Source organism: Nocardioides oleivorans (assembly GCF_004137255.1).
Lineage (GTDB): Bacteria > Actinomycetota > Actinomycetes > Propionibacteriales > Nocardioidaceae > Nocardioides > Nocardioides oleivorans.
In genome coordinates this window covers 12,959-37,622 of sequence record NZ_SDWT01000004.1, presented here as the reverse complement: position 1 = coordinate 37,622, position 24,664 = coordinate 12,959, and the positions used below count along the sequence as shown (strand labels likewise).

28 protein-coding genes, 1 tRNA gene and 1 riboswitch are annotated in these 24,664 nt (G+C 72.5%); of the genes, 21 read left to right on the top strand and 8 right to left on the bottom strand.

What is annotated here, in order from left to right; genetic code table 11:
• Positions 1-29 precede the first annotated feature (29 nt).
• Positions 30-1,688: a PucR family transcriptional regulator gene (locus tag EUA93_RS19945; protein ID WP_129402099.1), complete on the top strand. Its 1,659-nt coding sequence runs from the start codon at positions 30-32 to the stop codon at positions 1,686-1,688.
• Here EUA93_RS19945 and EUA93_RS19940 read toward each other — a convergent pair.
• Together EUA93_RS19940 and EUA93_RS19935 are read right to left on the bottom strand one after the other, a co-directional pair.
• On the bottom strand, positions 1,676-2,188 hold the full coding sequence (locus EUA93_RS19940; protein WP_129402098.1) for a hypothetical protein: 513 nt from the start codon (positions 2,186-2,188) through the stop codon (positions 1,676-1,678). The genes EUA93_RS19945 and EUA93_RS19940 overlap by 13 nt on opposite strands.
• Before the next feature lie 128 nt (positions 2,189-2,316).
• Positions 2,317-2,402, bottom strand: a tRNA-Leu gene (locus EUA93_RS19935).
• Positions 2,403-2,482: 80 nt separating this feature from the next.
• Here EUA93_RS19935 and EUA93_RS19930 point away from each other — a divergent pair.
• The 6 genes from EUA93_RS19930 (at position 2,483) to ribH (ending at position 8,223) form a co-directional block, all read left to right on the top strand.
• The gene (locus EUA93_RS19930; RefSeq protein ID WP_129402097.1) at positions 2,483-3,814 is read left to right on the top strand and encodes a M20/M25/M40 family metallo-hydrolase; all 1,332 of its coding nucleotides are present in this window, start codon (positions 2,483-2,485) and stop codon (positions 3,812-3,814) included.
• 106 nt (positions 3,815-3,920) lie between these two features.
• Positions 3,921-4,050, top strand: a riboswitch (FMN riboswitch).
• Between the two features lie 76 nt (positions 4,051-4,126).
• Positions 4,127-5,182: a bifunctional diaminohydroxyphosphoribosylaminopyrimidine deaminase/5-amino-6-(5-phosphoribosylamino)uracil reductase RibD gene (ribD, locus tag EUA93_RS19925; protein ID WP_242497538.1), complete on the top strand. Its 1,056-nt coding sequence runs from the start codon at positions 4,127-4,129 to the stop codon at positions 5,180-5,182.
• On the top strand, positions 5,182-5,808 hold the full coding sequence (locus EUA93_RS19920; RefSeq protein WP_129402096.1) for a riboflavin synthase: 627 nt from the start codon (positions 5,182-5,184) through the stop codon (positions 5,806-5,808). The genes ribD and EUA93_RS19920 overlap by 1 nt, the downstream gene beginning before the upstream one ends.
• A complete protein-coding gene (gene pnuC / locus EUA93_RS19915; RefSeq protein WP_129402095.1) occupies positions 5,808-6,506 on the top strand; it encodes a nicotinamide riboside transporter PnuC in 699 nt (232 codons plus the stop codon). Before EUA93_RS19920 ends, pnuC begins: the two co-directional genes overlap by 1 nt.
• The gene (locus tag EUA93_RS19910) at positions 6,503-7,747 is read left to right on the top strand and encodes a bifunctional 3,4-dihydroxy-2-butanone-4-phosphate synthase/GTP cyclohydrolase II (protein ID WP_129402094.1); all 1,245 of its coding nucleotides are present in this window, start codon (positions 6,503-6,505) and stop codon (positions 7,745-7,747) included. Before pnuC ends, EUA93_RS19910 begins: the two co-directional genes overlap by 4 nt.
• Entirely contained in the window at positions 7,744-8,223 is a 480-nt protein-coding gene (ribH, locus tag EUA93_RS19905; RefSeq protein ID WP_129402093.1) for a 6,7-dimethyl-8-ribityllumazine synthase, read from the top strand. The genes EUA93_RS19910 and ribH overlap by 4 nt, the downstream gene beginning before the upstream one ends.
• Positions 8,224-8,230: 7 nt before the next feature.
• On the opposite strand, the gene EUA93_RS19900 is transcribed toward ribH, so the two are convergent.
• Positions 8,231-8,488 (bottom strand): DUF3072 domain-containing protein, encoded by a 258-nt coding sequence (locus tag EUA93_RS19900; RefSeq protein ID WP_129402092.1) that lies wholly within the window; start codon positions 8,486-8,488, stop codon positions 8,231-8,233.
• A 105-nt stretch (positions 8,489-8,593) separates the two neighbouring features.
• Between EUA93_RS19900 and EUA93_RS19895 the strand changes: the two genes are divergently transcribed.
• From EUA93_RS19895 to EUA93_RS19885, 3 genes are read left to right on the top strand one after another with little or no spacing between them, the layout of a single operon-like run.
• Complete coding sequence (locus EUA93_RS19895) at positions 8,594-8,857, top strand: phosphoribosyl-ATP diphosphatase (RefSeq protein ID WP_129402091.1); 264 nt, start codon at positions 8,594-8,596, stop codon at positions 8,855-8,857.
• A gap of 9 nt (positions 8,858-8,866) precedes the next feature.
• Positions 8,867-9,712 carry an ATP phosphoribosyltransferase gene (gene hisG, locus EUA93_RS19890; protein ID WP_129402090.1) on the top strand — a complete coding sequence of 282 codons (846 nt, stop codon included), beginning with the start codon at positions 8,867-8,869 and terminating at the stop codon, positions 9,710-9,712.
• Entirely contained in the window at positions 9,696-10,154 is a 459-nt protein-coding gene (locus EUA93_RS19885; RefSeq protein WP_129402089.1) for a PH domain-containing protein, read from the top strand. Before hisG ends, EUA93_RS19885 begins: the two co-directional genes overlap by 17 nt.
• Positions 10,155-10,158: 4 nt before the next feature.
• On the opposite strand, the gene EUA93_RS19880 is transcribed toward EUA93_RS19885, so the two are convergent.
• Genes EUA93_RS19880 through EUA93_RS19865 form a run of 4 tightly spaced genes read right to left on the bottom strand, consistent with a single transcriptional unit; the run spans position 10,159 to position 13,330 of the window.
• On the bottom strand, positions 10,159-11,064 hold the full coding sequence (locus EUA93_RS19880; RefSeq protein WP_129402088.1) for an aldose 1-epimerase family protein: 906 nt from the start codon (positions 11,062-11,064) through the stop codon (positions 10,159-10,161).
• Positions 11,065-11,095: 31 nt separating this feature from the next.
• Positions 11,096-11,647: a uridine kinase family protein gene (locus EUA93_RS19875; RefSeq protein WP_242497537.1), complete on the bottom strand. Its 552-nt coding sequence runs from the start codon at positions 11,645-11,647 to the stop codon at positions 11,096-11,098.
• A 7-nt stretch (positions 11,648-11,654) separates the two neighbouring features.
• A complete protein-coding gene (locus EUA93_RS19870; RefSeq protein WP_207208873.1) occupies positions 11,655-12,872 on the bottom strand; it encodes an amino acid deaminase/aldolase in 1,218 nt (405 codons plus the stop codon).
• Positions 12,869-13,330, bottom strand: coding sequence for a cellulose synthase (locus tag EUA93_RS19865; protein WP_129402087.1), 462 nt, complete (start codon positions 13,328-13,330; stop codon positions 12,869-12,871). Before EUA93_RS19865 ends, EUA93_RS19870 begins: the two co-directional genes overlap by 4 nt.
• 46 nt (positions 13,331-13,376) lie before the next feature.
• On the opposite strand from EUA93_RS19865, the gene EUA93_RS19860 reads away from it, so the two are divergent.
• From EUA93_RS19860 to EUA93_RS19840, 5 genes are all read left to right on the top strand, one after another.
• Complete coding sequence (locus EUA93_RS19860; RefSeq protein WP_242497536.1) at positions 13,377-13,922, top strand: SseB family protein; 546 nt, start codon at positions 13,377-13,379, stop codon at positions 13,920-13,922.
• A 301-nt stretch (positions 13,923-14,223) separates the two neighbouring features.
• Complete coding sequence (gene infC, locus EUA93_RS19855; protein WP_242497555.1) at positions 14,224-14,907, top strand: translation initiation factor IF-3; 684 nt, start codon at positions 14,224-14,226, stop codon at positions 14,905-14,907.
• 69 nt (positions 14,908-14,976) lie between these two features.
• Positions 14,977-15,189: a large ribosomal subunit protein bL35 gene (locus tag EUA93_RS19850; protein ID WP_090971167.1), complete on the top strand. Its 213-nt coding sequence runs from the start codon at positions 14,977-14,979 to the stop codon at positions 15,187-15,189.
• A 72-nt stretch (positions 15,190-15,261) separates the two neighbouring features.
• Complete coding sequence (gene rplT / locus EUA93_RS19845) at positions 15,262-15,648, top strand: 50S ribosomal protein L20 (protein ID WP_129402084.1); 387 nt, start codon at positions 15,262-15,264, stop codon at positions 15,646-15,648.
• Between the two features lie 5 nt (positions 15,649-15,653).
• Positions 15,654-16,430: a TrmH family RNA methyltransferase gene (locus EUA93_RS19840; RefSeq protein WP_420819085.1), complete on the top strand. Its 777-nt coding sequence runs from the start codon at positions 15,654-15,656 to the stop codon at positions 16,428-16,430.
• A 9-nt stretch (positions 16,431-16,439) separates the two neighbouring features.
• Here EUA93_RS19840 and EUA93_RS19835 read toward each other — a convergent pair whose 3' ends face one another.
• A complete protein-coding gene (locus EUA93_RS19835; protein ID WP_129402083.1) occupies positions 16,440-17,414 on the bottom strand; it encodes a helix-turn-helix transcriptional regulator in 975 nt (324 codons plus the stop codon).
• Positions 17,415-17,483: 69 nt separating this feature from the next.
• Between EUA93_RS19835 and EUA93_RS19830 the strand changes: the two genes are divergently transcribed.
• The 6 genes from EUA93_RS19830 to pheS all read left to right on the top strand — a co-directional run bounded on the left by EUA93_RS19830 (position 17,484) and on the right by pheS (position 24,664).
• Positions 17,484-18,617, top strand: a complete 1,134-nt coding sequence (locus EUA93_RS19830; RefSeq protein WP_129402082.1) for an epoxide hydrolase family protein — start codon at positions 17,484-17,486, stop codon at positions 18,615-18,617.
• A 33-nt stretch (positions 18,618-18,650) separates the two neighbouring features.
• Positions 18,651-18,911, top strand: a complete 261-nt coding sequence (locus EUA93_RS19825; RefSeq protein WP_129402081.1) for a DUF4031 domain-containing protein — start codon at positions 18,651-18,653, stop codon at positions 18,909-18,911.
• A 28-nt stretch (positions 18,912-18,939) separates the two neighbouring features.
• Positions 18,940-20,010, top strand: coding sequence for a sensor histidine kinase (locus EUA93_RS19820; protein WP_242497534.1), 1,071 nt, complete (start codon positions 18,940-18,942; stop codon positions 20,008-20,010).
• A 75-nt stretch (positions 20,011-20,085) separates the two neighbouring features.
• Positions 20,086-20,811, top strand: a complete 726-nt coding sequence (locus EUA93_RS19815; RefSeq protein WP_129402080.1) for a response regulator transcription factor — start codon at positions 20,086-20,088, stop codon at positions 20,809-20,811.
• A complete protein-coding gene (locus EUA93_RS19810) occupies positions 20,808-23,411 on the top strand; it encodes a DUF4153 domain-containing protein (protein ID WP_129402079.1) in 2,604 nt (867 codons plus the stop codon). Before EUA93_RS19815 ends, EUA93_RS19810 begins: the two co-directional genes overlap by 4 nt.
• Before the next feature lie 155 nt (positions 23,412-23,566).
• Complete coding sequence (gene pheS, locus EUA93_RS19805) at positions 23,567-24,664, top strand: phenylalanine--tRNA ligase subunit alpha (protein WP_129402078.1); 1,098 nt, start codon at positions 23,567-23,569, stop codon at positions 24,662-24,664.

The window sequence follows — 24,664 nt, the reverse complement described above, 5'->3', positions numbered from 1 at the left end:
ACCCGCGACCACCTGCCTACGGTGACCCGGTGGACCCCGACCAGCCGCGACCGCGGCTCAGCCTGCGCCGCGTGCTCGACGACCTCGGGGTGACCTTCCTCGAGCTCGCGATCGGCCGGGCCGAGGAGTCCGGCGAGGTGCGCGGACTGGTCATCTGGGACCGGGCCGACCCGCCGACCCTGCTGCCGCGCGCCCTCGTGCTGGGGGTCGGGGTCACGTCGGACGAGGAGGTGCTCGACCTCCTCGACCGCGTCGCCGGGCACGACGTCGCCGGAGTGGTCCTCCGCGCACCGGTGCCGCTGGCCGGCCCGGTCCTCGAGCGGGTCGAGCACACCGGCACCTGCGTGCTGGGCTTGTCGCGCGGTGCCTCCTGGGCCCAGCTCACCGAGATGCTCCGCTCGATGCTCACGCCCGGCGACCTGTCGGGCGGCCAGCAGGCGTCCGACTCGCTGGGCGGTCTGCCGTCGGGGGACCTGTTCGCGGTCGCCAACGCCATCGCGGCGCTGATGGGGGCCCCGATCACCATCGAGGACCGCAGCTCACGGGTGCTCGCGTTCTCCGGACGCCAGGACGAGGCCGACCCGTCGCGCGTGGAGACGATCCTGGGTCGCCAGGTGCCCGAGCGCTACGCCCGGATCCTGCAGGACCGCGGGGTCTTCCGCGACCTGAACCGCAGCGACGAACCCGTCTTCATCGAGCCGCTGCCCTCGGACGAGGGTCACTTCACGATGCCGCGGGTGGCGATCGGCGTACGAGCCGGGGACGAGGTGCTGGGCTCGATCTGGGCGGCGGTCGCCGAGCCGCTGGACCCGGGTCGCCTCGAGGCGCTGCAGGACTCGGCCAAGCTCGTCGCGCTGCACATGCTCCGTCACCGGGCAGGGTCCGACGCCGCGCGACGCATCCGTGCCGACCTGCTCAGCACGGCGCTCGCCGGTGGCGCCAACGCCCACGACGCGCTCGTGCGCCTCGGCCTCGCAGCGCGCCCCCTTACCGTCCTGGGCCTGCGGCCGGTGCTGGTGGTCGGCGACGCCGCCGGCGAGGACGCGTCCGTGGCGCAGGAGCGCCAACGACTCACCGACGCCTTCGCGATGCACCTCGCCGCCGTGCAGCCGGTCTCCGCCGTCGCGACCATCGGGGACACCACCTATGCGCTGCTCGCCGCGACCGAGCCATTGGAGGAGGCCGAGGCCCGGGCCGTGCGCCTGCTCCACGACTTCGTCAGCCGGGTCGACGACCGCATCCACCCGCTCGCTGCCGTCGGGCCCATCGCCGCCGACCTGCAGGGCATCGCCCGCAGCCGGGTGAGCGTCGACCGGGTGCTGAGGGTGCTGGCCGAGGGCAGCGGCCCGCAGCGGGTGGCGCGGCTCGAGGAGCTGCAGGCGGAGGCCATGGTGCTCGACCTCCGTGACCAGGCGGCCCAGCGCGGTGACGAGGTCCGGGGTGCCCTCGCGCGCCTCGTGGCGTACGACGTCGAGCACGCCACCCACCTCGTCGAGACCCTGCGGGCCTGGCTGGACGCCTTCGGTGACGTGAGCGCCGCCGCGGAGGCGATGTTCGTGCACCCCAACACGTTCCGCTACCGGGTCCGCCGGGCGTCCGAGGTCGCCGAGGTCGACCTCGCCGACCCCGGTCAGCGGTTCTCGCTGATGCTGCAGCTGCGGGTGTTCGGCCCCGGTCAGCGCGGGTAGGACACGACGGCGTCGCCGTCGTAGCACTTCCGGGAGGGCACGATCGGGGCCGGCACGTCGAAGCGCTCGAGCACCCGGCACCCGTAGACCTCTTGGGTCCCGAGCCGGGTCGGGGTCCGCCAGCGACCGTCGGTGCGCACGGCGATCTGCACGTAGCCGCCGTCCGGGCAGGGCGCGAAGCTGCCCATGTCGCTGATGAACGCGTAGCCGTCCGAGCGCCACGTCTTCACGACCATCGTCGCCGCGGTCCGGCACTTCTCGCGCGGGTCGTTGGCCTGCCAGAGCCTCGTCAGCCGTCGCTCGACGAAGTCCTGGAAGGCAGGCGTGGTGCCGGAGATGCGGTCGAGGTGGTCGAGGGTGACCTCGGCGCCCGACCCGGGGTAGGTCACGGTGCGCACGGACGCGCTGGTGGGGGCCGACGCCGTCGCCGGGAGGACGGTCGCCGGGACCAGGAGGGCCGGGGCGAGAAGGGAGAGCAGGACGGTGGTGCTGCGGCGCATGGGTGACTCCCGAGGTGGTGCGGCCGCGGTCCGGCCGTTCACCTGTAGTGACGCGCGCGGCGGGCGCGACGTTGCACGCACCTGGAAAGCGAAGAACCCCAGGCCTGTGGCCTGGGGTTCGTTCCCTGTGTCCGAGGGGGGACTTGAACCCCCACGCCCTAATACGGGCACTAGCACCTCAAGCTAGCGCGTCTGCCAATTCCGCCACCCGGACGAGTGCTGGAGAAATGTAGCAAAGCACCTCCGGACCGACGAATCGGGGCTGGTGCGCGCTCGTGGGGCAGGATGGACGACATGGAACAGGCGCCGCAGGACCCGTCGCAGGACCGCTCCTACGACCCCGCCGGGGAGGTCGTCCAGCTCTGCCAGGAGCTCATCCGGATCGACACCTCCAACTACGGCACCGACGACGGGCCGGGGGAGCGCAAGGCGGCCGAGTACGTCGCCGGGCTGCTCGACGAGGTCGGGATCGAGAGCCAGGTCATCGAGGGCCGGCCCGGTCGGGCCAACGTCGTCGCGCGGTGGGGCGGCGGCGACGGCCGCGCCCCGCTGCTGCTCCACGGCCACCTCGACGTCGTACCCGCCGAGGCGTCCGACTGGCAGGTCGACCCGTTCAGCGGGGAGATCAAGGACGGCCACGTCTGGGGTCGCGGTGCGGTCGACATGAAGGACTTCGACGCGATGCTCCTCAGCGTCGTGCGCGCCCGCGCGACCGCCGGCGCCGCACCCGACCGCGAGGTCGTGCTCTGCTTCACCGCCGACGAGGAGGCCGGCGGCGGCCACGGCGCCAAGGTGCTGGTCGACGAGCACCCCGACCTCCTCGCCGACTGCACCGAGGCCGTCGGCGAGGTCGGCGGCTTCTCCGCGACGATCCGCGGACGCCGCGTCTACCTCATCGAGGCGGCCGAGAAGGGCATGGCGTGGATGCGCCTGACCGCCCGCGGTCGCGCCGGGCACGGCTCGATGATCAACGACGACAACGCCGTCACCCGGCTCGCCGGAGCAGTCGCGCGGATCGGTGCCCACCCCTGGCCCGTCCGGCTCACGCCCACGATGGAGGTGCTGCTGGCCACGGTCGGCGAGCTGGCCGGCACCGAGGCCACGCCCGACAACGCCGAGGCGCTCGTCGAGGAGTTCGGCGACGCCGCGCGCATGCTGGGCGCGGTCATCCGCAACACCGCCAACCCGACGATGCTGCAGGCCGGCTACAAGACCAACGTCATCCCGACCGAGGCGACGGCGACGGTCGACGGCCGCTTCCTGCCCGGCTACGAGGACGAGTTCTTCCGGACGCTCCACGAGCTGGCCGGCGATGGCATCGAGTTCGACTTCGAGTCCAAGCAGGACCCGTGGGAGACGCCGTACGACGGCGACCTCGTGGCGGCGATGACCCGCAGCCTCCAGGCCGAGGACCCCGACGCTCTCGTCGCGCCGTACCTCATGAGCGGTGGCACCGACGCCAAGCACTTCCGCAGGCTCGACATGCGCTCCTACGGGTTCGCGCCCCTGCGGCTGCCGGCCGACCTCGACTTCACCGCGCTCTTCCACGGCGTCGACGAGCGGGTGCCGGTGGAGTCGCTGGAGTTCGGCGCCCGGGTGTTCGACCGCTTCCTCGACGACGTGTGAGCCGACAAGCACCGCCGATCGCACCCTCGGAACTGTTGCGCACGCCACAGCCGGACACCGGCGAGGGAATGGATGGCGCTGTGGCACAGTTGCGCACACGAAGAGCTTGCGTGCTCTGGGGGCGGTGAAACTCCGCACCGGCGGTCACAGTCCGCGACCCGGCCACATCCAGTGGTCGGTTGACCAGGTGGAATTCCTGGACCGACGGTCAAAGTCCGGATGAGAAGTGCACGCTGACGGCTCGCGCGTCCCGTCCCGGGGTGCGCCCCGTCTCCTGCCCCCTTGAGTCCGCCCGACGGACCGGAGGCAGTGATGACGACCAGCGATGCCGAGCAGCGCGCCATGCGGCGCGCGCTGGCGCTCGCCGTCACCCCCGGCGTACCCCTCGGCCCCAACCCGCGCGTCGGCTGCGTGCTCCTCGCCCCGGACGGTACGACGATCGCCGAGGGCTTCCACCGCGGCGCGGGCACGCCCCACGCCGAGGCCGCCGCGCTCGCCGAGGCGGGCGACGCGGCCCGCGGAGCGACGGCCGTCGTGACGCTCGAGCCGTGCAACCACACCGGCCGCACCGGTCCCTGCAGCGAGGCGCTGGTCGCTGCCGGCGTCCGCCGCGTCGTCTTCGCCCAGCCCGACGCCAACCCGGTCGCCGTCGGCGGCGCGGGGCGGCTGCGTGAGGCAGGCGTGGAGGTCGTCGGCGGCGAGCAGGTCGAGGACGCGCAGGCGATCAACCGCGCGTGGACCTTCGCGATCGTCCACCGGCGCCCCTTCGTCACCTGGAAGTTCGCGACGACGCTCGACGGGCGCAGCGCCGCCGCCGACGGCACCAGCCGCTGGGTCTCCAGCCGCGCCGCGCGCCTCGACACCCACCGGCTCCGCGGGCTCTGCGACACGATGCTCGTCGGCACGGGCACCGTCGAGGTCGACGACCCCGAGCTCACCGTCCGCGACGAGGTCGACGAGCCGGTCGCGATCCAGCCGCTCCGCGCGGTGATGGGCCTGCGCGACCTCGACCCCGGCCGCCGGATCCTCGACGCGCGCGCCGAGACCGTGCACCTCCGCACCCGCGACCCCGAGGAGGCGCTGGCCCGGCTCCACGGGCTCGGCCGCCAGCACGTCTTCCTCGAGGGCGGGCCGACCCTGGCCCGGGCGTTCCTCGCCGCGGGCCTCGTCGACGAGGTCGTCACCTACGTCGCCCCGATGCTGCTCGGCGCGGGCCGCAACGCCGTCGCCGACCTCGGCATCGCGACGATCGCCGACGCCCTGCACCTCCACGTCAGCGACGTGGCCGTGCTCCAGGGACACGACGGCGAGGACACCAACGTGCGGCTCACCATGAGGCCGCCGATCCCCCAGAGGAGGAGTGCCTAATGTTCACCGGGATCGTCGAGGAGCTCGGCACCATCGCCGAGGTCACCGACCAGGGTGACGCCGTCCGGCTCACCGTCGAGGCAGGCACGGTGCTCGAGGGCACCGGGCTGGGCGACTCGATCTCCGTCAACGGCTGCTGCCTCACCGTGGCCGAGCTGGGCGAGGGGAGGTGGACCGCCGACCTCATGCAGGAGACGCTCGACAAGACCTCCCTGCGCGGCGTCGTACCCGGTGACCGGGTCAACCTCGAGCGCGCGGTCACCGTGGACAAGCGCCTCGGCGGCCACATCGTCCAGGGCCACGTCGACGGCGTCGGCGAGATCATCTCCCGCTCGCCGAGCGAGCACTGGGACGTCGTCGAGGTCTCGCTGCCCGACCACCTCGAGCGCTACCTCGTCGACAAGGGATCGATCACCGTCGACGGGGTCAGCCTGACCGTCGTCGAGGCCCGTGCCGCCAGCTTCACCGTCAGCCTCATCCCCGAGACCCTCGCCCGCACGACGCTCGGCAGCCGCCGAGTCGGCGACCTGGTCAACCTCGAGGCCGACGTCATCGCCAAGCACGTCGAGAAGCTCCTCGGCGGCTACGTCCCCGCCCCGACATCCCAGAACAGCAAGGAATCCTGATGCAAGCCCTCCTCGAATGGCTCGTCCACGGCACCATCCCGGTGCCGGGTGGTGCCCTCGGTGTCCGCGAGGTCATCGGCAACCTCTTCGGCCTCGCGAGCGCCATCCTCGGCATGAAGCGCTTCGTGTGGGCCTGGCCGATCGGCCTGGTCGGCAACGTCCTGCTCTTCACCGTCTTCGCCACCGGTGAGCTGTCCGGCCACATCGACGAGCCGCTGTGGGGCCAGGCCGGCCGCCAGGTCTTCTTCGCCGTGGTGTCGGTCTACGGCTGGTGGCGCTGGTCGCAGGTCAAAAGGGCCGGCGGTGCCTCCGACGGTGGCGCGATCGCACCCCGCTGGGCGACGCGCACCGAGCGGCTGCAGCTCGTCGGTCTCGGCGTCGTCGGCTACGCCGTGGCGTACGTCGTGCTGACGCAGGTGCTCGGCTCCTGGGGCCCGACGACCGAGGCGTGGATCCTCGCGGGCTCGATGCTGGCGACCTACGGCATGGCGCGCGGCTGGGTGGAGTTCTGGCTGGTCTGGGTCCTGGTCGACGTCGTCGGCGTGACCACGCTGATCCAGGCGGGCTACTACCCGACGGCGGGCATGTACCTCTTCTACGCCGTCTTCGTCGTCATCGGCTTCGTGGTCTGGCTGCGCGACGCCCGCACGGTCGTCGACACGTCCACCGTCGACGAGCAGGAGGCGATCCCCGCATGAGCGACACCGGGAGCAGCGTCCGGCTGGACTCCGTCGAGCGTGCCATCGCCGACATCGCCGCCGGCAAGGCCGTCGTGGTCGTCGACGACGAGGACCGCGAGAACGAGGGCGACATCATCTTCGCCGCAGCCAGGGCGACGCCCGAGCTGATGGCCTTCACCATCCGGCACTCCTCGGGCGTGATCTGCGTGCCGATGCCGGCCGAGATGCTCGACCGGCTCGAGATCCCGCTGATGACGCCGCACAACAAGGACAAGCTGCGCACGGCGTACACGATCTCCGTCGACGCCCGCGACGGTGTCAGCACCGGCATCAGCGCGGCCGACCGCGCCCACACCGCCCGGACGCTCGCCGACTCGGCGACCGAGCCGTGGGAGCTCACCCGGCCCGGCCACGTCTTCCCGCTCCGCTACCGCGACGGCGGTGTGCTCGTACGTCGTGGGCACACCGAGGCGGCCGTCGACCTGGCCATGCTGGCCGGGCTGACGCCGGCCGGCGTCTTGGTCGAGGTCGTCAACGACGACGGCACGATGAAGCGGGCCCCCGAGCTGCGCGCCTTCGCCGACGAGCACGGCCTCGCGATGATCTCCATCGAGGACCTCGTCCGCCACCGCCGCCGCCACGAGCGCCACGTCGAGCGCGTCGCCGAGACCAGGCTGCCCACGAAGCACGGCGAGTTCACCGCCTACGGCTACCGGATCACGATCGACGGCAGCGAGCACGTCGCCCTCGTCCACGGCGACATCAGCGGCGACGCGCCCGTGCTGACCCGCGTGCACAGCGAGTGCCTCACCGGAGACGTCTTCGGCAGCGAGCGCTGCGACTGCGGACCGCAGCTCGACGAGGCGCTGCGCGCGGTCGTCGAGGAGGGCAGGGGAGTGGTGGTCTACCTGCGGGGCCACGAGGGCCGCGGCATCGGCCTCGTCGCCAAGCTCCAGGCCTACGAGCTCCAGGACGGCGGGCGCGACACCGTGGACGCCAACCTGGACCTCGGCCTGCCCGCCGACGCGCGCCACTACGGCACCGCGACGCAGGTCCTGCGCGACCTCGGCATCTCGTCGGTGCGGCTGATGACGAACAACCCCGACAAGACCGCCAGCCTCGAGGACTTCGGGATCACGGTCACCGAGCGGGTCCCGCTCACGCCGCACCCCAACGACCACAACCTCGCCTACCTGCAGACCAAGCGCGACCGGATGGGCCACGACCTGCCCGGCCTGACCAACGGAGGAGCCTCGTGAGCGGCGCCGGAGCACCCACGTCCCAGCCCTTCGACGCGAGCGCCCTGCGAGTGGCCGTCGTCGCCGCGACCTGGCACACCCAGGTGATGGACGGTCTCGTCGCGGGCGCCGAGCGCGCGCTGGCGGCGTACGGCATCGCCGAGCCGGAGGTGATCCGGGTGCCGGGGACCTTCGAGCTCCCCGTCGTCGCGGCTGCCCTCGCCCGGAACGGGTACGACGCCGTGGTGGCGCTCGGCGTCGTCATCCGCGGCGGCACGCCGCACTTCGACTACGTCTGCTCGGCGGCCACCGTCGGGCTGACCCAGGTCAGCGTCGAGCACGCGATGCCGGTCGGCTTCGGCGTCCTCACCTGCGACACCGAGGAGCAGGCGCTCGACCGCGCCGGCCTGGAGGGGTCGGCCGAGGACAAGGGCTTTGAGGCCACTGCCGCCGCCCTCGACACCGCCCGGGTCATCCGGGGTCGACTCCCCGGCTGAGCGGGTCTCAGCTCGTGCGGTCGCTGCCCGCCTGGAGGCGGTCGATGTGCTCGGACGCCTGCGCCTTGGTGAGGTCGGCGGGGATCTCCTCGCCGTTCTCGCGGGCGAGCGTGTCGAGGTAGCTGCGCTGCGCGCCGGTCATCGGCTCGTCGCCGGTGACCCACTCCTCGGGGTCCTTCCGGGTGCTGTCGCCCTGGGGGCCGCCGAGGGTCTCCTGGGTGGGGTCGGGTGTCGCGTCGTCCGAATGGATGTTCGATTCAGTCATGTGGCGACCGTACTCCGCCGGACCGACAGTGCCACCCCTCCTCGGGGTGGTCCGCGCACGGGACCGGCGCCGACCCGGAGCCGCGAGCGCCGTAGGCTGGCGCCTGTGAAGACGTTCGAGGACCTGTGGGCAGAGCTGTCCACCAAGGCCGTGGAGCGCCCCGAGGGCTCCGGCACCGTCCAGCAGCTCGACGCCGGCGTCCATGCCATCGGCAAGAAGCTCCTGGAGGAGGCCGCCGAGTCCTGGATGGCCGCCGAGCACGAGGGCAAGGACGCGACCGCGCTGGAGATCAGCCAGCTGCTCTACCACGCCCAGGTGCTGATGATCGCCTCCGGACTGACCCTCGACGACGTCTACGCCCACCTGTGAGGTGACCGCATGACCCTCCGCATCGCCGTGCCCAACAAGGGCGCGCTCTCCCAGGCCGCCACCGACATCCTGCGTGAGTCGGGCTACCGCCAGCGCACCGACTCCAAGGAGCTCGCGCTCGTCGACCACGACAACGACGTCGAGTTCTTCTACCTGCGCCCGCGCGACATAGCGCTCTACGTCGGTGAGGGCACGCTCGACGTCGGCATCACCGGGCGCGACCTGCTGCTCGACTCCGGTGCCAAGGCCGACGAGGTGATGAACCTCGGCTTCGGCCGCTCGCGCTTCCACTTCGCCGGTCCCGCCGGCCGCTACTCCTCAGTGGAGGACCTCCGCGGCCTGCGCATCGCGACGTCGTACGTCGGTGTGGTGGAGGACTTCCTCTTCCGCCACGGGATCGACGCGACCGTCACCCGCCTCGACGGGGCCGTCGAGACGAGCATCCAGCTCGGCGTCGCCGACGTCATCGCCGACGTCGTGGAGACCGGCTCCACGCTGCGCGCGGCGGGCCTGGCCACCTTCGGGGACGTCATCCTCGACTCGCAGGCGGTGCTCATCACGCGTGGTGGCGACGTCGCGGCCGACTTCGACATCTTCCGCCGCCGGGTCGAGGGCGTCCTGGTCGCCCGCAGCTACGTGATGATGGACTACGACATCGAGGAGACCCACCTGCCCGAGGCGACCGAGCTCGCCCCGGGGCGCGAGGGCCCGACGATCTCCCCGCTCGGCAAGGCCGGCTGGGTCGCGGTCCGCGTCATGGTGCCCCGGGCCAACTCCCAGCGGCTGATGGACGACCTCTACTCGATCGGGGCGCGCGCCATCCTGCTGACGGACATCCATGCCTGCCGCCTCTGAGGTGGGACTGCCTCGCACGTGGCGGCCGGCGGGCGTGCGCTACGCCGTCATCGGCTTCGGCGTGATGCTCCTCGTCGTGTGCGTGGCCTGCTGGTACGGCTTCGACGAGTCCGTGCGCGACCGGTTCTCGTGGCTCCAGCGCTTCACCGTGCTGGCCATGGGTGCCGGGCTGGCCACGTGCGGCTGGGCCCTCGCCCGCGCCCGCGTCACCGCGGACCGGGACTCGCTGGTCGTCGTCAACGGCTTCCGCACCCGCAGGCTGGAATGGGCGGAGGTCGTCGCCGTCCACTTCCCGGCCGGCGCCCCGTGGGCGACCCTCGACCTCGCCGACGGCACGGAGATCTCCGCCATGGCGCTCCAGGGCAGCGACGGGCGCGGCGCCCGCGACGGTGTGCGCGAGCTGCGGGCGCTCATCGACCGGCAGTCGTCGGGCGGACGCTGACCCCTCAGAGGGCGTGGATGCCCCACGACACCGACAGCTCGTCACCGCCGGCACCGGCGGGTGCGAGCGTGACGAGGTGCGTGCCCGAGTTGAACGCGTCGGCGGGGGCGGTCATCGGCTCGACCGCGATCGCGGGGCGAGCACCCGCGGTGGGCGCGGTGTAGAGCTGCAGCCAGTGGTGCTGCGCGTCCACCCAGAGGGCGACGCCGTCACCAGTGGCCGGGTCGCGCAGCGTGACCGTGGCCCGGCCGTCCGCGTGCTCGAGACCGCCGAAGCCGTGGTCGAGCTCGAGGTCGCCGATCCGGCGGGGGGTGGTGAAGTCCGTGTCGCCCGAGACCGGCTCGATGCCGGTCGGGAGCTGGCGCTCGTCCACCAGCAGGCGGGTGCGGGCCGGCACGTGCAGCTCGAGGTCCTCGATCGCATCCCCCACGCAGAGGTACGGGTGCGCCCCGCTGGCGTACGGCGCCGGCTCGGGCGCGAGGTTGGTCGCCGTCTGCGTGACGACGAGCCCGTCGGCCGAGAGGTCGTAGAGCACGTGCAGGTCCAGCGTCCATGGGTAACCGGTCTGCGCCATCACGCGGTAGACGAGCGAGACCGACGTGCTCGTCTGCTCCTCGAGGGTCCAGGCGGCCCAGCGAGCGAGCCCGTGGGAGGCGTTGCCGTGGCCGGGGTCGGTCAGGCCTAGCTGGAGGTCGCGACCGCCGAAGGAGTAGCGCCCGTCGCGGATCCGGTTGGGCCACGGCATCAGCAGCTGGCCGCGACCGCCGCCCGACATCGCGTCCTCGGCGAAGCCGTGCACCAGGTCGCGGCCGTCGCGCGCCAGGGCGCGGAGGGCGGCGCCGCTCTCGGTGACGACAGCCGTGTAGCCGGCCGCCGCGATCTCGTACTGCTCACCGCTGGGATGCACCATGCTCGCCACCCTAGGGCGCGGCCGGTCCGGGTCAGTCGGTCGACACGACGAGGTCGGCGTGCTCGCGGGTGCGGAGCCGGGCGTGCAGCGCCGTCTCGTCGACCCGCCACCTGACCAGGTGCTCGCGCATGGCCTCACCGTCGCGCGCGACGCCCCGCTCGAGCCGGACGTCGCTGTCGGCCTCCACCCACACCAGCAGGCCCACGAGGTCGGCGATGGCCGGAGACCAGCAGCCCACGCCCTCCAGCACCAGCAACCCGCCCGGCTCGACGACGTTCGTCTCGGCCCAGGCGCTCGCGTGCCAGTCCCACCGCGTCCACCGGCCGGCATCACCCGCGCCCAGTGGCGTCAGCAGCGACTCGACGCTGGCCGCGAGGCCCGCGAGGCCCCGCCAGCCGTGAAGGAGGTCGTCGGTGTGCACGAGCGTCGTCCCCGGTACGACCTGCGCGAGCGCGTCGGCCAGCGTGGTCTTCCCCGACCCGGTCGGCCCGTCGATGCAGACCAGCCTGCCGGCGCCCAGGGTCGGCGGCGCGGCGAGCACGCGGCCGGCGGCGTCTCGCGCGACCTCGGAGCCGAGCAGCACCAGGGCCTCAGAACGCGAGGTCGTGGCCGCGGTAGGACGGCACGACGCCGGTCACCGCCTCGCCGCTCACCAGGTGCACGTCGCGCACGTGCTCGAAGAGCTCGCCCGACTTCGCGTGCCGGAACCACACCAGGTCGCCGATGTGGAGCAGCGCCGCCGGGTGGCCGGTCAGGGGCGTCTGGACCTCGCCGGCGCCCTCGAGCCCGGTCAGGTGCAGCCCGGGCGGCGCCCACGGGACGGGGGAGCGGTCCTCGCCGGTCGCCCCGCTCGCGATCAGTCCACCGCCGTGCACGGTGGCCATGGCCGGACTGGGCTTGCGGCTCACGCGCAGGCCGAAGAAGGCGGCCGGGTGTGGCTCGAACGAGGCGTAGTGGTCGAAGATGCCGGGCACCAGCAGGCCGGAGCCGGCGGCGATCTCGGTGACGGCGCCGTCGGCGGCCGTGGCCTCGACCGAGCCGGATCCGCCGCCGTTCCAGAACTCGAGGTCGGTGATCCGTGCGAGCGCGTCGGCGATCTCGCGTCGGCGTACCTCGAGCTGGGCCATCGAGGCCTGCTTGAGGCGGCGTACGAGCAACGACTTGGTGCGCTGGTCCGGGACGTCGTCCTGGACGCCGGCGACCTGTCCCTCGTAGGTCATCACCCCGACGAGCGTGAACCCGTCGCGCTCGACGACCTTACGGGCGAGCGCGACGATGTCGGCGGTGTCGAAGAGCGGGGAGCGCTTGGGGCCGATGTGCTGCCCCCCGAGCCGCAGGCCCGCGTCGACGTCGAGCGCGATCCGGACCGGCACGTCGAGCGACAGCCGGGTCTCGTCGACGACGTCGAGGTGGGCCGGGTCGTCCACCATCAGCGTGATCGCCGCGGCTGCTGCCGGGGACGAGGTGAGGCGGCGCAGGGCCGCGAGGTCGACGCTGGGATAGGCGACCACGATGTCGTCGCTGATGCCTGCCTCGTGGAGCCAGAGCGCCTCGGCGACGGTGTACGCCAGCACGCCGGCGAATCCGTCGCGGGCGAGCGCGCGCTCGATGAGCCCCGGAACCCGCAGCGACTTCGACGCGACCCGGATCGGCTTGCCGCCGGCGCGACGGACGAGGTCGGCGGCGTTGGCGTCGAAGGCGTCGAGGTCGACCACCGCGATCGGGGTCGCCGGAGCCTCGGGCAGCGCGCCGATCGCGGTGTTCAGCCGCGCCCAGAGCCGGTTGCGGTCGACGAAGTGGTCGCTCACTCGATGCCTCGCTTGCGCAGGAGCGCCTCGATGTCGGCCAGGTCGTCGTCGATCGGGGATCCTCCGGACGCCCTCGCCGAGCTGGGCGGCAGCGACTCGCGCCCGCCCGGCTTCGCGGCCCCCGCGCCTGCGGTGCCGCTTCCCGACTGGGCCTTGCCGAGCTGGCGGTCGCGCAGGAAGCCGCTGATGACGTAGAGGACGACGGCCAGCCCGGCGAGACCGACCCCGACCCACGTGCGGACGTCGAAGACGAGGCTGGTCGCCCAGTCGGTCACCGAGCTGCCGATCTCGACGACCATCTCGAGCGTCCCCGTGAGCCAGGCGGCCGCCGGCAGCAGCGTGAAGCCGAGCGCACGCAGGCCGTTGACGGCCCCGCGGCGACGGAACGCGATCCACGTCCAGATGGCACCGGCCACGGTGAGCGCGGCGGTCAGGGCGGCCCAGGTACTCGCTTCCACGGCCCCAGAGTCCCACAGCGCACCACGGCGCTGGGACAATGACGGCGTGCCCCACGACGACCACGTCCACGACGGCGAGCTGGTCCGGACGATCCCGGACTCCGGCTTCGCCGACGACAGCGGTGCCGCCGACCCCGGGCTCACGCGCGCGCTCGCCGCGCACGCCGCGGGCAGCACCTCGTCCGCCGAGGTGCTCGCCACGCTCCAGGACGCCCGCCTCCTCGTGCCGGTCGTCGCGGTGCTCGGCGAGGTGGAGGTCGACGAGCAGGGGCTCGCGCACGACAAGTCCTCCGACATGGCCGCGGTCCTCGTGCAGGCGCCCGACGGGAGCAAGGGCCTGCTCGCCTTCACCTCCACCGAGACCATGACGAGGTGGGACCCGGAGGCGCGCCCGGTGCCGGTCACCGCCGTCACGGCCGCGACCGCGGCGATCCAGGACGGCGCCGAGGCCCTGCTGGTCGACCTCGCCGGCCCAGCGACGTACGTCCTCGACGGTGACGACCTCACCCGCCTCGCTGCCGGGTGGCGGCTGGTCGCCCTGGGCGACGGCCCGGGGGAGGGCCACGGCTGGATTGGCCCCTCGGCGGAATGATCGGCTAGTCTTCGGTGTTGACCGATCAGTGCCGCCACGCTTCACGGCGGTGCCGATCACGCCAAGCGGAGTCGAGCAGCACCCGTCTCCCACCCGCACGACCGTCCAGCTCCACAGGTCGTCGGGTCCGGTCCAGTGACACGGAAGTCGAGAGACTCGCCGTGGCCACCCAGTTTCCCCGCGAGGGGAGATGTGTGATGACTGGCTCCCGCTTGGCAACAGCGGGAGCCATTGTTCATTTCCGGGCACACCAGTCCGGGCGGGGCAGGGTCTCCCACCCACCCGATCAACTGGAGGACCCATCAGCACCGAGCTGCGCATCAACGACCGGATCCGCGTACCCGAGGTCCGGCTCGTAGGACCCAACGGCGAGACCGTTGGCATCGTGCCGACCGACCAGGCACTCAAGCTGGCCGTGGAGGCCGACCTCGACCTCGTCGAGATCGCTCCCCAGGGACGCCCCCCGGTCTGCAAGCTCATGGACTACGGCAAGTTCAAGTACGAGAACGCCCAGAAGGCGCGCGAGTCCCGCCGCAACCAGACGAACGTGATCATCAAGGAGATGAAGCTTCGTCCCAAGATCGACAAGCACGACTACGAGACCAAGAAGGGTCACGTCGTGCGGTTCCTGGGTGCGGGCGACAAGGTCAAGATCACGATCATGTTCCGCGGCCGCGAGCAGCACCGTCCCGAGCTGGGCTTCCGCCTGCTGCAGAAGCTCGCCGAGGACGTGCAGGAGCTCGGCTTCGTCGAGTCCTCGCCCAAGCAGGACGGGCGCAACATGACCATGGTCATCGGCCCGCACAAGAAGAAGGCCGACGCCAAGATCGACGCCGACGCCGCTCGGGCCTCCAAGGCCCAGGACCGCGCGGACCGTCAGGCCGAGGAGGACGCCGAGCGCGTGGCAGCGCACGCTGCCGGCCCGGTGGCCCAGAAGAAGGAGCGTCGTCGCTCCGAGAACCTCGACGCCGACATCGACGTCTGACACACCACCGTTTTCCGCCGCCCCGGCCGGCCACGCGCCGGGGCAGCACCGATGAGGAGAGATACGAACATGCCGAAGAACAAGACCCACTCGGGCGCGAAGAAGCGCTTCAAGGTGACCGGCTCGGGCAAGATCATGCGCCTGCAGGCCGGCCGCAAGTCCGGCGCTGCGTTCGCGTCCGCGCCGACGACGGGCAGCCGCAAGAAGCACCGCCGCAACGCCGGCATGGTCGAGCTCGAGAAGGGCGACGTCGCCCGCGCCAAGAAGATGCTCGGCATCTGAGCCTCACCGCACGTCCCCTGGTGGCTCAGCCGCCGAACCCCTGATCTTCCCTCGCACCAAGGAGCAACCCAGATGGCACGCGTCAAGCGCGCAGTGAACGCCCAGAAGAAGCGTCGTACCACCCTCGAGCGCGCCGCCGGCTACCGCGGCCAGCGCTCGCGGCTCTACCGCAAGGCCAAGGAGCAGGTCACCCACTCCCTGGTCTACAGCTACAACGACCGCCGCAAGAACAAGGGCAACTTCCGCAAGCTGTGGATCCAGCGCATCAACGCCGCTGCCCGCGCGAACGGCATGACCTACAACCGCTTCATCCAGGGCCTCGGCCTGGCCGGCATCGAGGTGGACCGCAAGATCCTCGCCGAGCTCGCCGTCAACGACGCCCCGGCCTTCGCCGCGCTCGTCGAGGCCGCCAAGGCCGCGCTGCCCGAGGACGTCAACGCGCCCAAGGTCTCCGCCTGAACGACGTGACGCCACTCGTCGCGAGCAACGCTCGCGTCAAGGAGGCTCGCAAGTTGAGCCGCCGCTCGGTACGCACCGAGCGGCGGCTCTTCCTTGCCGACGGCCCGAAGGCCGTCGAGGGAGCGCTGTCGATCGACGGCTGCGTGGTCGAGGTCTTCGCCACGCCTGCGGCGTTCGAGCAGTACGCCGACCTGCTGGCCTCCGCTGTCGTCAGCGTCGTCGACGAGCGGGCCCTCGCCTCGCTGTCGGACTCGGTCTCCCCGGCCGGGGTCGTGGCGCTGTGCCACCACATCGACGCGCCGCTCGAGCACGTGGTCACCGCCTCGCCGCGGCTGCTGGTCATCTGCGCCGACGTACGTGATCCCGGCAACGCGGGCAACGTCATCCGCACGGCCGACGCCGCGGGTGCCGACGGCATCGTCCTCGCCGGCCAGTCCGTCGACGCCTACAACCCGAAGACCGTGCGCAGCACGGTGGGCAGCCTGTTCCACCTGCCCCTCGCGGTCGAGCGCGACCCCGCCATCGCGGTCCGGGCCGCCCAGGCGCGCGGCCTCACGGTCCTCGCCGCCGACGGCGCAGGCGACGTCGACCTCTTCGAGGCCGACCTGTCGGGACCGACAGCCTGGCTCTTCGGCAACGAGGCCTGGGGACTGCCCGACGAGCTCGCCCGCCTGGCCGACCAGCGCGTGGCGATCCCGATCCACGGCCGGGCCGAGAGCCTGAACCTCTCGACGGCCGCCGCGGTCTGCCTCTACGCCAGCGCCCGCGCCCAGCGCGCCTGATCCCCGGGATCAGCCTCCCGGGACGGATGCGGCGTACCTGGCGGACAGCGTGCGCAGGTGCGACACGAGGTCCGGCGGCTCCTCGACGTGGAAGTCCAGCCCGAGCATGCCGATGTAGACCGCCACGATCTCGACGCTGTCGGCGCCGGTGACGAGCACGCTGTGGTCCTCGTCGACCGTCTCGACGACCCCGACGGTCGGGTTGATGCGGCGGAGCACCTCGTCGGCCGCGGCGTCCACGGCGATCCGGCAGTGCACGCTCCAGCCGCTGAAGGCCACGTCGCGGAGCACGAACGCCGCGTAGTCGCCGCCCTCGAGGGGCTCGGGGGAGAACCGGCTGGCCCCGGGCGTGCGCAGCTCCAGCCAGTCGACGCGGAGCGCGCGCCAGCGCCCGTCGGGCCGCAGGCGGGCGACGACGTACCAGCGCTGCTGCCAGCTCACCAACCGATAGGGGTCCGCCTCCCACCGTTCCTCCTCCCCGCCGGGCGGCCGGTAGCGGACCCGCAGGCCCTCCCGGTCCCGGATGGCGCTCGCCAGGTCGGCGAGCAGGCCGACGTCGACCGGCGGGGCCTCGATGTTGGTCCCCGTGTCCGCCGGACCCACGTCCGTGCTCTCGGCCAGGGCGCGCACCCGGCGCCAGAGGCGGTCCGGAAGGACGTGCGCGAGCTTGGCCAGGGCACGCGACCCCGCGTCCTCGATGCCTCGCACCGCCGAGACGGTGCTGAGCGCGACGGCCACGGCGACGGCCTCGTCGTCCTCGAGGAGCAGGGGCGGCAGCCGCCCGTGGTCGCCGAACCGGTAGCCGCCCGCAGCGCCGCGCACCGCCTCGACGGGGTAGCCCAGCTCGCGCAACCGCTCCACGTCCTTGCGGACCGTGCGTTCACCGACCCCGAGCTGGGCGGCCAGCACCGGGCCGGTCACGCTGGCCCGGGACTGCAGGATGCCGAGCAGCGCGAACAGCCGGGACGACGTCTGGAGGGACATCGAGACCTCCTCACAGAGGGTGCGCGAATCAGGGCCGATCCGTGCCGGATTCGTTCCTACGGTAGCGACATGAACCCACACCAGGACCACCACCAGCCCCAGTCCGACGCCGACCTCGTCTTCCGGCCCCACACCGTCGCGGTCCCGCAGGCAGACCTCGACGACCTGCACGCCCGCCTCGAGCGCACCCGCTACGCAGCCGAGGCACGGTCCGCCACCGGGGGCGACGACTGGAGCGCGGGGACCCCGGTCTCCTACCTGCGCGACATGGTCGCCCACTGGCGCGACGACTTCGACTGGCGCGCCCAGGAGGAGCGGATGAACGCCTACCCGCAGTTCCTCACCGAGATCGACGGGCAGACGATCCACCTCGTCCACGTCCGCTCGGCCAACGAGGACGCCATCCCCCTGCTGCTGCTCCACACCTACCCGGGCTCGTTCGTCGACTTCCTCGACCTGGTCCCGCTCCTGCGCGACGACTTCCACCTGGTGATCCCCACGATCCCCGGGGTCGGCTTCAGCCAGCCCCTCGACGACGGCGTCTGGGACTCACGCCGCAATGCCCGGGCCTGGGACCGACTCATGCGGGCCCTCGGCTACGAGTCGTACGGCGCCCACGGGTCCGACAACGGTGCCGTGGTGGCCCGGGAGCTGGCGATGCTGGCGCCCGAGGGCTTCCTCGGAGCCCACGTCCTCCAGCTGTTCTCGTTCCCGTCCGGCGACCCGGCCGAGTTCGAGAAGATGAGCGCCGCCGACCACGCTGCCCTGGAGTTCGCCGGCTGGTTCCAGACCGTCAACGGCTACGCCACCATGAACGCCTCACGTCCGCTCACCGTCGCCGCCGCCCTCAGCGACTCGCCCGTGGGTCAGCTCGCCTACAACGAGCTGTTCGAGAGCTTCGGCAACGGCACGTCGCGGGTGACGCGCGACCAGGTCCTCACCCAGGTCAGCCTCTACTGGTTCACCAACAGCAGTGCCGGTGCCGTGCAGACCTACCGGGCGGAGCAGGCGGTCGAGCCCCGGGTCAACGAGGGACCGATCGGGGTGGCGGTCTTCGCCGACGACTTCCGGTCGATGCGGCCCTTCGCCGAGCGCGACAACACCCGGATCGTGTCGTGGACCGAGCACGGGACGGGCGGGCACTACGCCGCGATGGAGGTCCCCGTCGAGCTCGCCGGCGCGATTCGCGGGTTCTACGCGTGAGGTGAGCCGACCACGGGCTAGCCTCGCTCGACAATGATCCTCATCGATCCACCTGCCGTGCCCAGGTGGGACCGGCACTGGTCCCACCTGGCCAGCGACACGTCGTACGACGAGCTGCACGCGTTCGCGGCCGCCCACGGCATCCCGGCCCGGGGCTGGGACCGCGACCACTACGACGTGCCCGCCGACCACTACGACGCGATGGTCGCCGCGGGTGCGGTGCCCGTGACGTCCCGGGAGCTGGTCGCAGCCCTGCGACGCGCCGGGCTGAGGCGTCCGAAGGCGAGCTCGTGAGCGCGACCTCGCGGCTAGGGTGACGGACGTGTCAGGACAGCGGAAGGTCGACAGCGCGCCGACCCGGCTGCGCACGCTGGCCGACTCCTACCCCGACGGCATCCTCGGCGCCACGCGCGACGGGATCGTGACGATCGTGAACGCCCAGGGCGCCGCGCTGCTCGGCGTCGACTCCGAGCAGGCACTCGGCATGCCGCTGCCCGAGGTGCTCCGGCTCCTCGACCAGGACGGCAAGACCTGGCTCGAGGTCAACCGACCCTTCGACAGCATCTCCATCGTCCGCGGCGTGCCCGAGCAGTCGTGGCTGAACGCCTCCGGCGAGGAGGTCCTCACCACGGGCAAGCTGGTGCGCGACGGCGCGCTCGGTCCGGTCCTCGGCATCGCCGTCGGCCTGCGCAGCGGCCGCGGTCGCGCCCGGCTCGACCGCGAGCGCTCCGACCTCGTCGCGATGGTCGCCCACGAGCTGCGCTCGCCGCTGACCGGCGTGAAGGGCTTCGTGCAGGCACTGCTCAACCGCTGGGACAAGCTCAGCGACGACCAGCGCAAGCTCATGCTCACCACCGTCAACGCCGATGCCGACCGGCTGGCCCGTCTCATCGCCGAGCTCCTCGACGTCGCCCGCATCGACACCGACCGGCTCCAGCTCTACCCGCGCGAGTCGTCAGCCGAGGTGCTCGTGCGGCGCGTGGTCGACAGCATCGAGGCCGGCACCGCCCGCGGGATCCGGCTGGAGGTCGAGGACGACCTGCCCGAGGTCTTCGCGGACCCCGACAAGTTCACCCAGGTCGTCACCAACCTCGTCGAGAACGCCATCCGGCACGGCCAGGGCCAGGTCAGCGTGGGGCTGGCCGCCTCGCCCAGCCTGGCCGGCGTACGCATCACGGTCGACGACCAGGGGGACGGCATCCCCGTCGAGCTCCGTCGACGGGTGTTCACGAAGTTCTGGACCACCGGCGACTCCGGCGGGACCGGACTCGGGATGTACATCGTCGGCGGGCTCGCTCGCGCCCACGGCGGCTGGGTCACCATCGACGACGCACCCGGCGGCGGTGCGCGCGTGATGGTGGACTGGCCGACCGAGGACGGCCGCCCGGACTGAGCTCCACCCCGACCTCCACAGAACCTTCACGAGTCGTCCCCGGCTCCTGACCGGTCCGGCTCCTAGGGTCGTGCCATGACGTCGCAGCATGCCTCCAGCGGGGCCGCGAGAACCGCCCTCGTGGTCGAGGACGAGCGCACCATCAACGACGCGCTCGCCCAGCGGCTGCGGGCCGAGGGCTACACCGTCGTGCAGGCCTTCGACGGCCCGTCGGCGGTCGAGCTGGCCGCGTCGGAGCGGCCCGACGTGGTGCTCCTCGACGTGATGCTGCCGGGCTTCGACGGCCTCGAGGTGTGCCGCCGGGTCCAGGCCGACCGTCCCGTGCCGGTCCTGATGCTCACCGCCCGAGACGACGAGGCCGACGTCCTCGTCGGGCTGGGCGTCGGGGCCGACGACTACCTGACCAAGCCGTTCTCGATGCGCGAGGTCGTGGCCCGCGTCGCCGCCCTCCTGCGTCGCGTGGAGCGGGCAGCGGCGCTCGCCGACGAGCGACCGGCCGTGATCTCGGTCGGTGGGCTGTCGCTCGACCCCGGCACCCGGCGTACGACCGTCGCGGGGGAGCCCGTGCACCTCACCCCGACCGAGTTCGACCTGCTGCTCTGCCTGGCCCGCGAGGCTGGTCAGGTCCTCACCCGCGAGCGGCTCCTGCGCGATGTCTGGGACTGGGGTGACGCGTGGGGGAGCACCAGTGCCGCCCGCACCGTCGACAGCCACGTGAAGGCCCTGCGCAGCAAGGTCGGCGCGGCGCGGATCCGCACGGTCCACGGGGTGGGCTACGCGCTCGAGGCGGTCGGGTCGTGAACGCCCTGCTCGATGCCGTCTCGAGCCTCAAGACCAAGCTCGGGCTGCTGGTCGCCGCATCGGTCGTCACGGCGGTGCTGCTCACGCTGCTCGGGTCCGCTGCCCACGTCTCACCCCTGCTCGTGCTCCCCGTGAGCGTCGCGCTGGCGCTCGGCGTCACCCAGCTGCTCGCGGCCGGCATGGTCGCGCCGCTGCGACGGATGACCGACGTGACGCGGGCGATGGCGCGCGGCGACTACTCCGGCCGGGTCCGCACCACCGCGACCGACGAGGTCGGCCAGCTCGCTGCTGCCTTCAACACGATGGCCGAGGACCTCGCCACCGTCGATCGCGAGCGTCGCGACCTGATCGCGACGGTCTCCCACGAGCTGCGTACGCCGCTCACGGCGATGACCGCGCTGCTCGAGAACCTCGCCGACGGGGTCGTGCCCGCCGACCCCGACCACCTCGCGGCAGCGCTCGAGGAGGCCCAGCGGCTGGGCCGGCTGGTCGACGACCTGCTCCAGCTCTCGCGGCTCGAGGCCGGCGTCGTCGAGCTCGACCGCCAGGACCTGGCGCTGCGCGCGCTCGTCGAGTCGTCGGTGGCGCAGGTGACCTCCGCCGGACGCGGCGGCGACGTCGTGGTCCAGGTCGCCGACGGTCTCGTGGTGCCGGGAGACCCCGCGCGCCTGCGCCAGCTGCTCGTCAACGTCCTCGACAACGCGTGTCGCCACGCCCCGGCCGGGACCACGGTGCAGGTGTCCGGAGGCGCCGGTGCCGACGGCTGGTGGCTCGAGGTCGTCGACGACGGCGGGGGAGTGGACGTCGCCGACCGGGAGCGCGTGTTCGAGCGGTTCGGTACCGACGGCGCCGGAGGCACGGGCCTCGGCCTCGCCGTGGCCCGGTGGGTGGCCCAGCTGCACGGCGGCACGCTCCGCTTCCTCGACCCGGCCCCCGGCCACGGTGCCCGGCTGCGGCTCGAGGTCCCCACGTCCGAGGTGCCCGCACCGTCCGTCCCCCCGTCCCCCCAGGAGCCTGCCGTGACCACCACCGCCCCGACCCCGCCGCCCGCACCCGCCCCGTCCGCACCGGTCCGCACCCAGCCCGGGCTCGACGCGCTGTTCGGTCGGTTCTGGCCCGAGCACGGCCTGCCGTCCGGCCTGCGCACGGTCCTGGCCGCGACCGCGGCCGGGCTCTTCGCCGGCTTCGCGCTGTCGTTCACCGACGTCGGCATCACCTGGACGCTCGTCGCGACCGCGAGCGGGGCGGCCGCCCTCGCGACGGCCAGGCGCCGGCGAGAGCCCTGGACCCTCCTGTGCGCCGGCCTGGCGCTCCTGCTCGTGCTGCCGCTGACCCTCCTCGACGCCTGGTGGCTCCGACCGCTGTGCATCGTCGCCGCCACCGCCGTCTTCCTGTGCGGCATCACCGGTGCCCGCACGATGCCCGGCATCCTGCTGTCGGGCATCTCCTGGCCGCTGGCCTCGCTGCGCGGGCTCCCGTGGTTCGGTCGATCGCTGCGGATCGCCGGCAACGGGTCGCGCACGACCGCCCTGCTCCGCACGACCGCCTGGTCGCTGCTCGGCCTCGGCGTCTTCGGGACGATCTTCGCCAGCGCGAACCCGGTGTTCGGCTCGTGGGTCGACCAGCTCGTCCCGAACCTGACCTTCAACGACCTGGTCGGCCGCGCCTTCCTGTCCTGCTTCGTCTTCGCCGTCACGCTCGGCGCTGCCTACCTCGCCCTCAACCCGTCCGACGTCGAGGTCATGGGCGGACGTCGCCCGGCGGCACTGGCCAACCGGTTCGAGTGGCTGGTCCCCGTGCTGGTCGTCGACGCGGTGTTCCTCGCCTTCATAGCCGCCCAGGCGCGTGCGCTGGTGGGCGGTGAGGACTACATCCGGGAGACCACCGGCCTGACCTACGCCGACTTCGTGCACCAGGGCTTCGGCCAGCTGACCCTCGCCACCGCGCTGACCGTGCTCGTGGTGTGGGTCGCCTCCCGCCGAGCGGGGGACACCCCGACGGACCGCCGCTGGCTGCGCGGGTCGGTCGGCCTCCTGTGCGTCCTGACCCTCCTCGTCGTGGCCTCGGCCCTGCGCGGGATGGCGGTCTACCAGGACGCCTACGGCTTCACGACGCTCCGCCTGTTCGTCGACGTCTTCGAGGGATGGCTCGGCTTCGTGGTGCTGGCGATCATGGTCGCCGGCGTGACCGGACTCGGCCGCTGGCTGCCGCGGATCGCCCTCGTGTCCGGGGCCGTCGCCCTCATCGGGCTGGCGGCGATCAACCCCGACGCGTGGGTGGCGGACCGCAACCTCGACCGGTACGACGCGACCGGCAGGCTCGACCTGCGCTACCTCCAGGGCCTGTCGTCGGACGCCGCGCCCGTCATCGCCGACCGGTTGCCGGCCGACGTCGCACGCTGCGTCCTGCAGGACCTGCCGTGGAACGCGATGCGGGCCGAGACGCTCGACGACCCGCGGGCGTGGAACCTCGGGCGGAGCCGCGCCGAAGGTCCGCTGCGCGAGCTCGGCCTGCTCCCGGCGCGCGAGGAGGCGTCGTACGACGTGGGCGACGTCGCGGTGAGCGGGTGCGACCAGGTCTGGACGGCGTTCGGGGAGTAGCATCGACGTCGTGGACACGAGCTTGCGATTTCTGCGCCCCGGACCTGGTCCGTCGGGCAGCTGACGTCACCGGGTCCGGGGAGTCCCCGTCCGACCCGACGCTCATCCACTTCTAGACTCTGCGGCGACGTCATGCCACCGCTGGAAAGGGAGCCATGTCCGGCCCCAACACCGACTACGACCCTGTCGAAGTGACCCCGCTCAAGGCCGAGCAGGTCGACGAGACCCGTGAGGCCGCTCTGGCCGCGATCGCCGCGGCGGTCGACCTCGACGCCCTCAAGCAGGTCCGACTCGACCACGCCGGCGACCGCTCGCCCATCGCGCTCGCCAACCGCGAGATCGGCGCCCTGCCGCCCCAAGCCCGCAAGGAGGCCGGTCAGCGCATCGGCCAGGCGCGCGGTGCGATCAACCAGGCGCTGGCCGCCCGCCAGGCCGTGCTCGAGGCCGAGCACGAGGAGCGGATGCTGGTCGAGGAGACCGTCGACGTCTCCCTGCCGACCACCCGCCGCCGTCGCGGCAGTCGGCACCCGCTGACGCTGCAGTCCGAGCTGATCGCCGACCTCTTCGTGGCCATGGGCTACGAGGTCGCCGAGGGCCCGGTCGTCGAGGCGGAGTGGCTCAACTTCGACGCCCTCAACCTCGGTCCGGACCACCCGGCCCGGACGATGCAGGACACCTTCTGGACCGAGCCTGCCGACCACCACGTCGTGCTGCGCACGCAGACCTCCCCGGTCCAGGCGCGCACCATGCTCACGCGCAAGCCGCCGATCTACGTCGTGTGCCCCGGCCGGGTGTTCCGCACGGACGAGTACGACGCCACGCACTCGCCGATGTTCCACCAGGTCGAGGGCCTCGTGGTCGACGAGGGCATCACCATGGCCCACCTCAAGGGCACGCTCGACCACTTCGCCTCGCAGCTGTTCGGCGACGGCATCAGCACGCGGTTCCGCCCGTCCTACTTCCCCTTCACCGAGCCGTCGGCCGAGGTCGACGTGCTCTGCTTCGTGTGCCGCAACGTCGACCCCGAGTCGTGCCGCACCTGCCGCGGCGAGGGCTGGATCGAGTGGGGTGGCTGCGGCGTGGTCAACCCACGCGTGCTGATCGCCTGCGGGGTCGACCCCGAGGTCTACAGCGGCTTCGCCTTCGGCATGGGCATCGACCGGTCCTTCATGTTCCGCCACAACCTCGAGGACCTGCGTCCGCTCTTCGAGGGCGACGTGCGGTTCTCCAGCTCCTTCGGAACGGAGATCTGA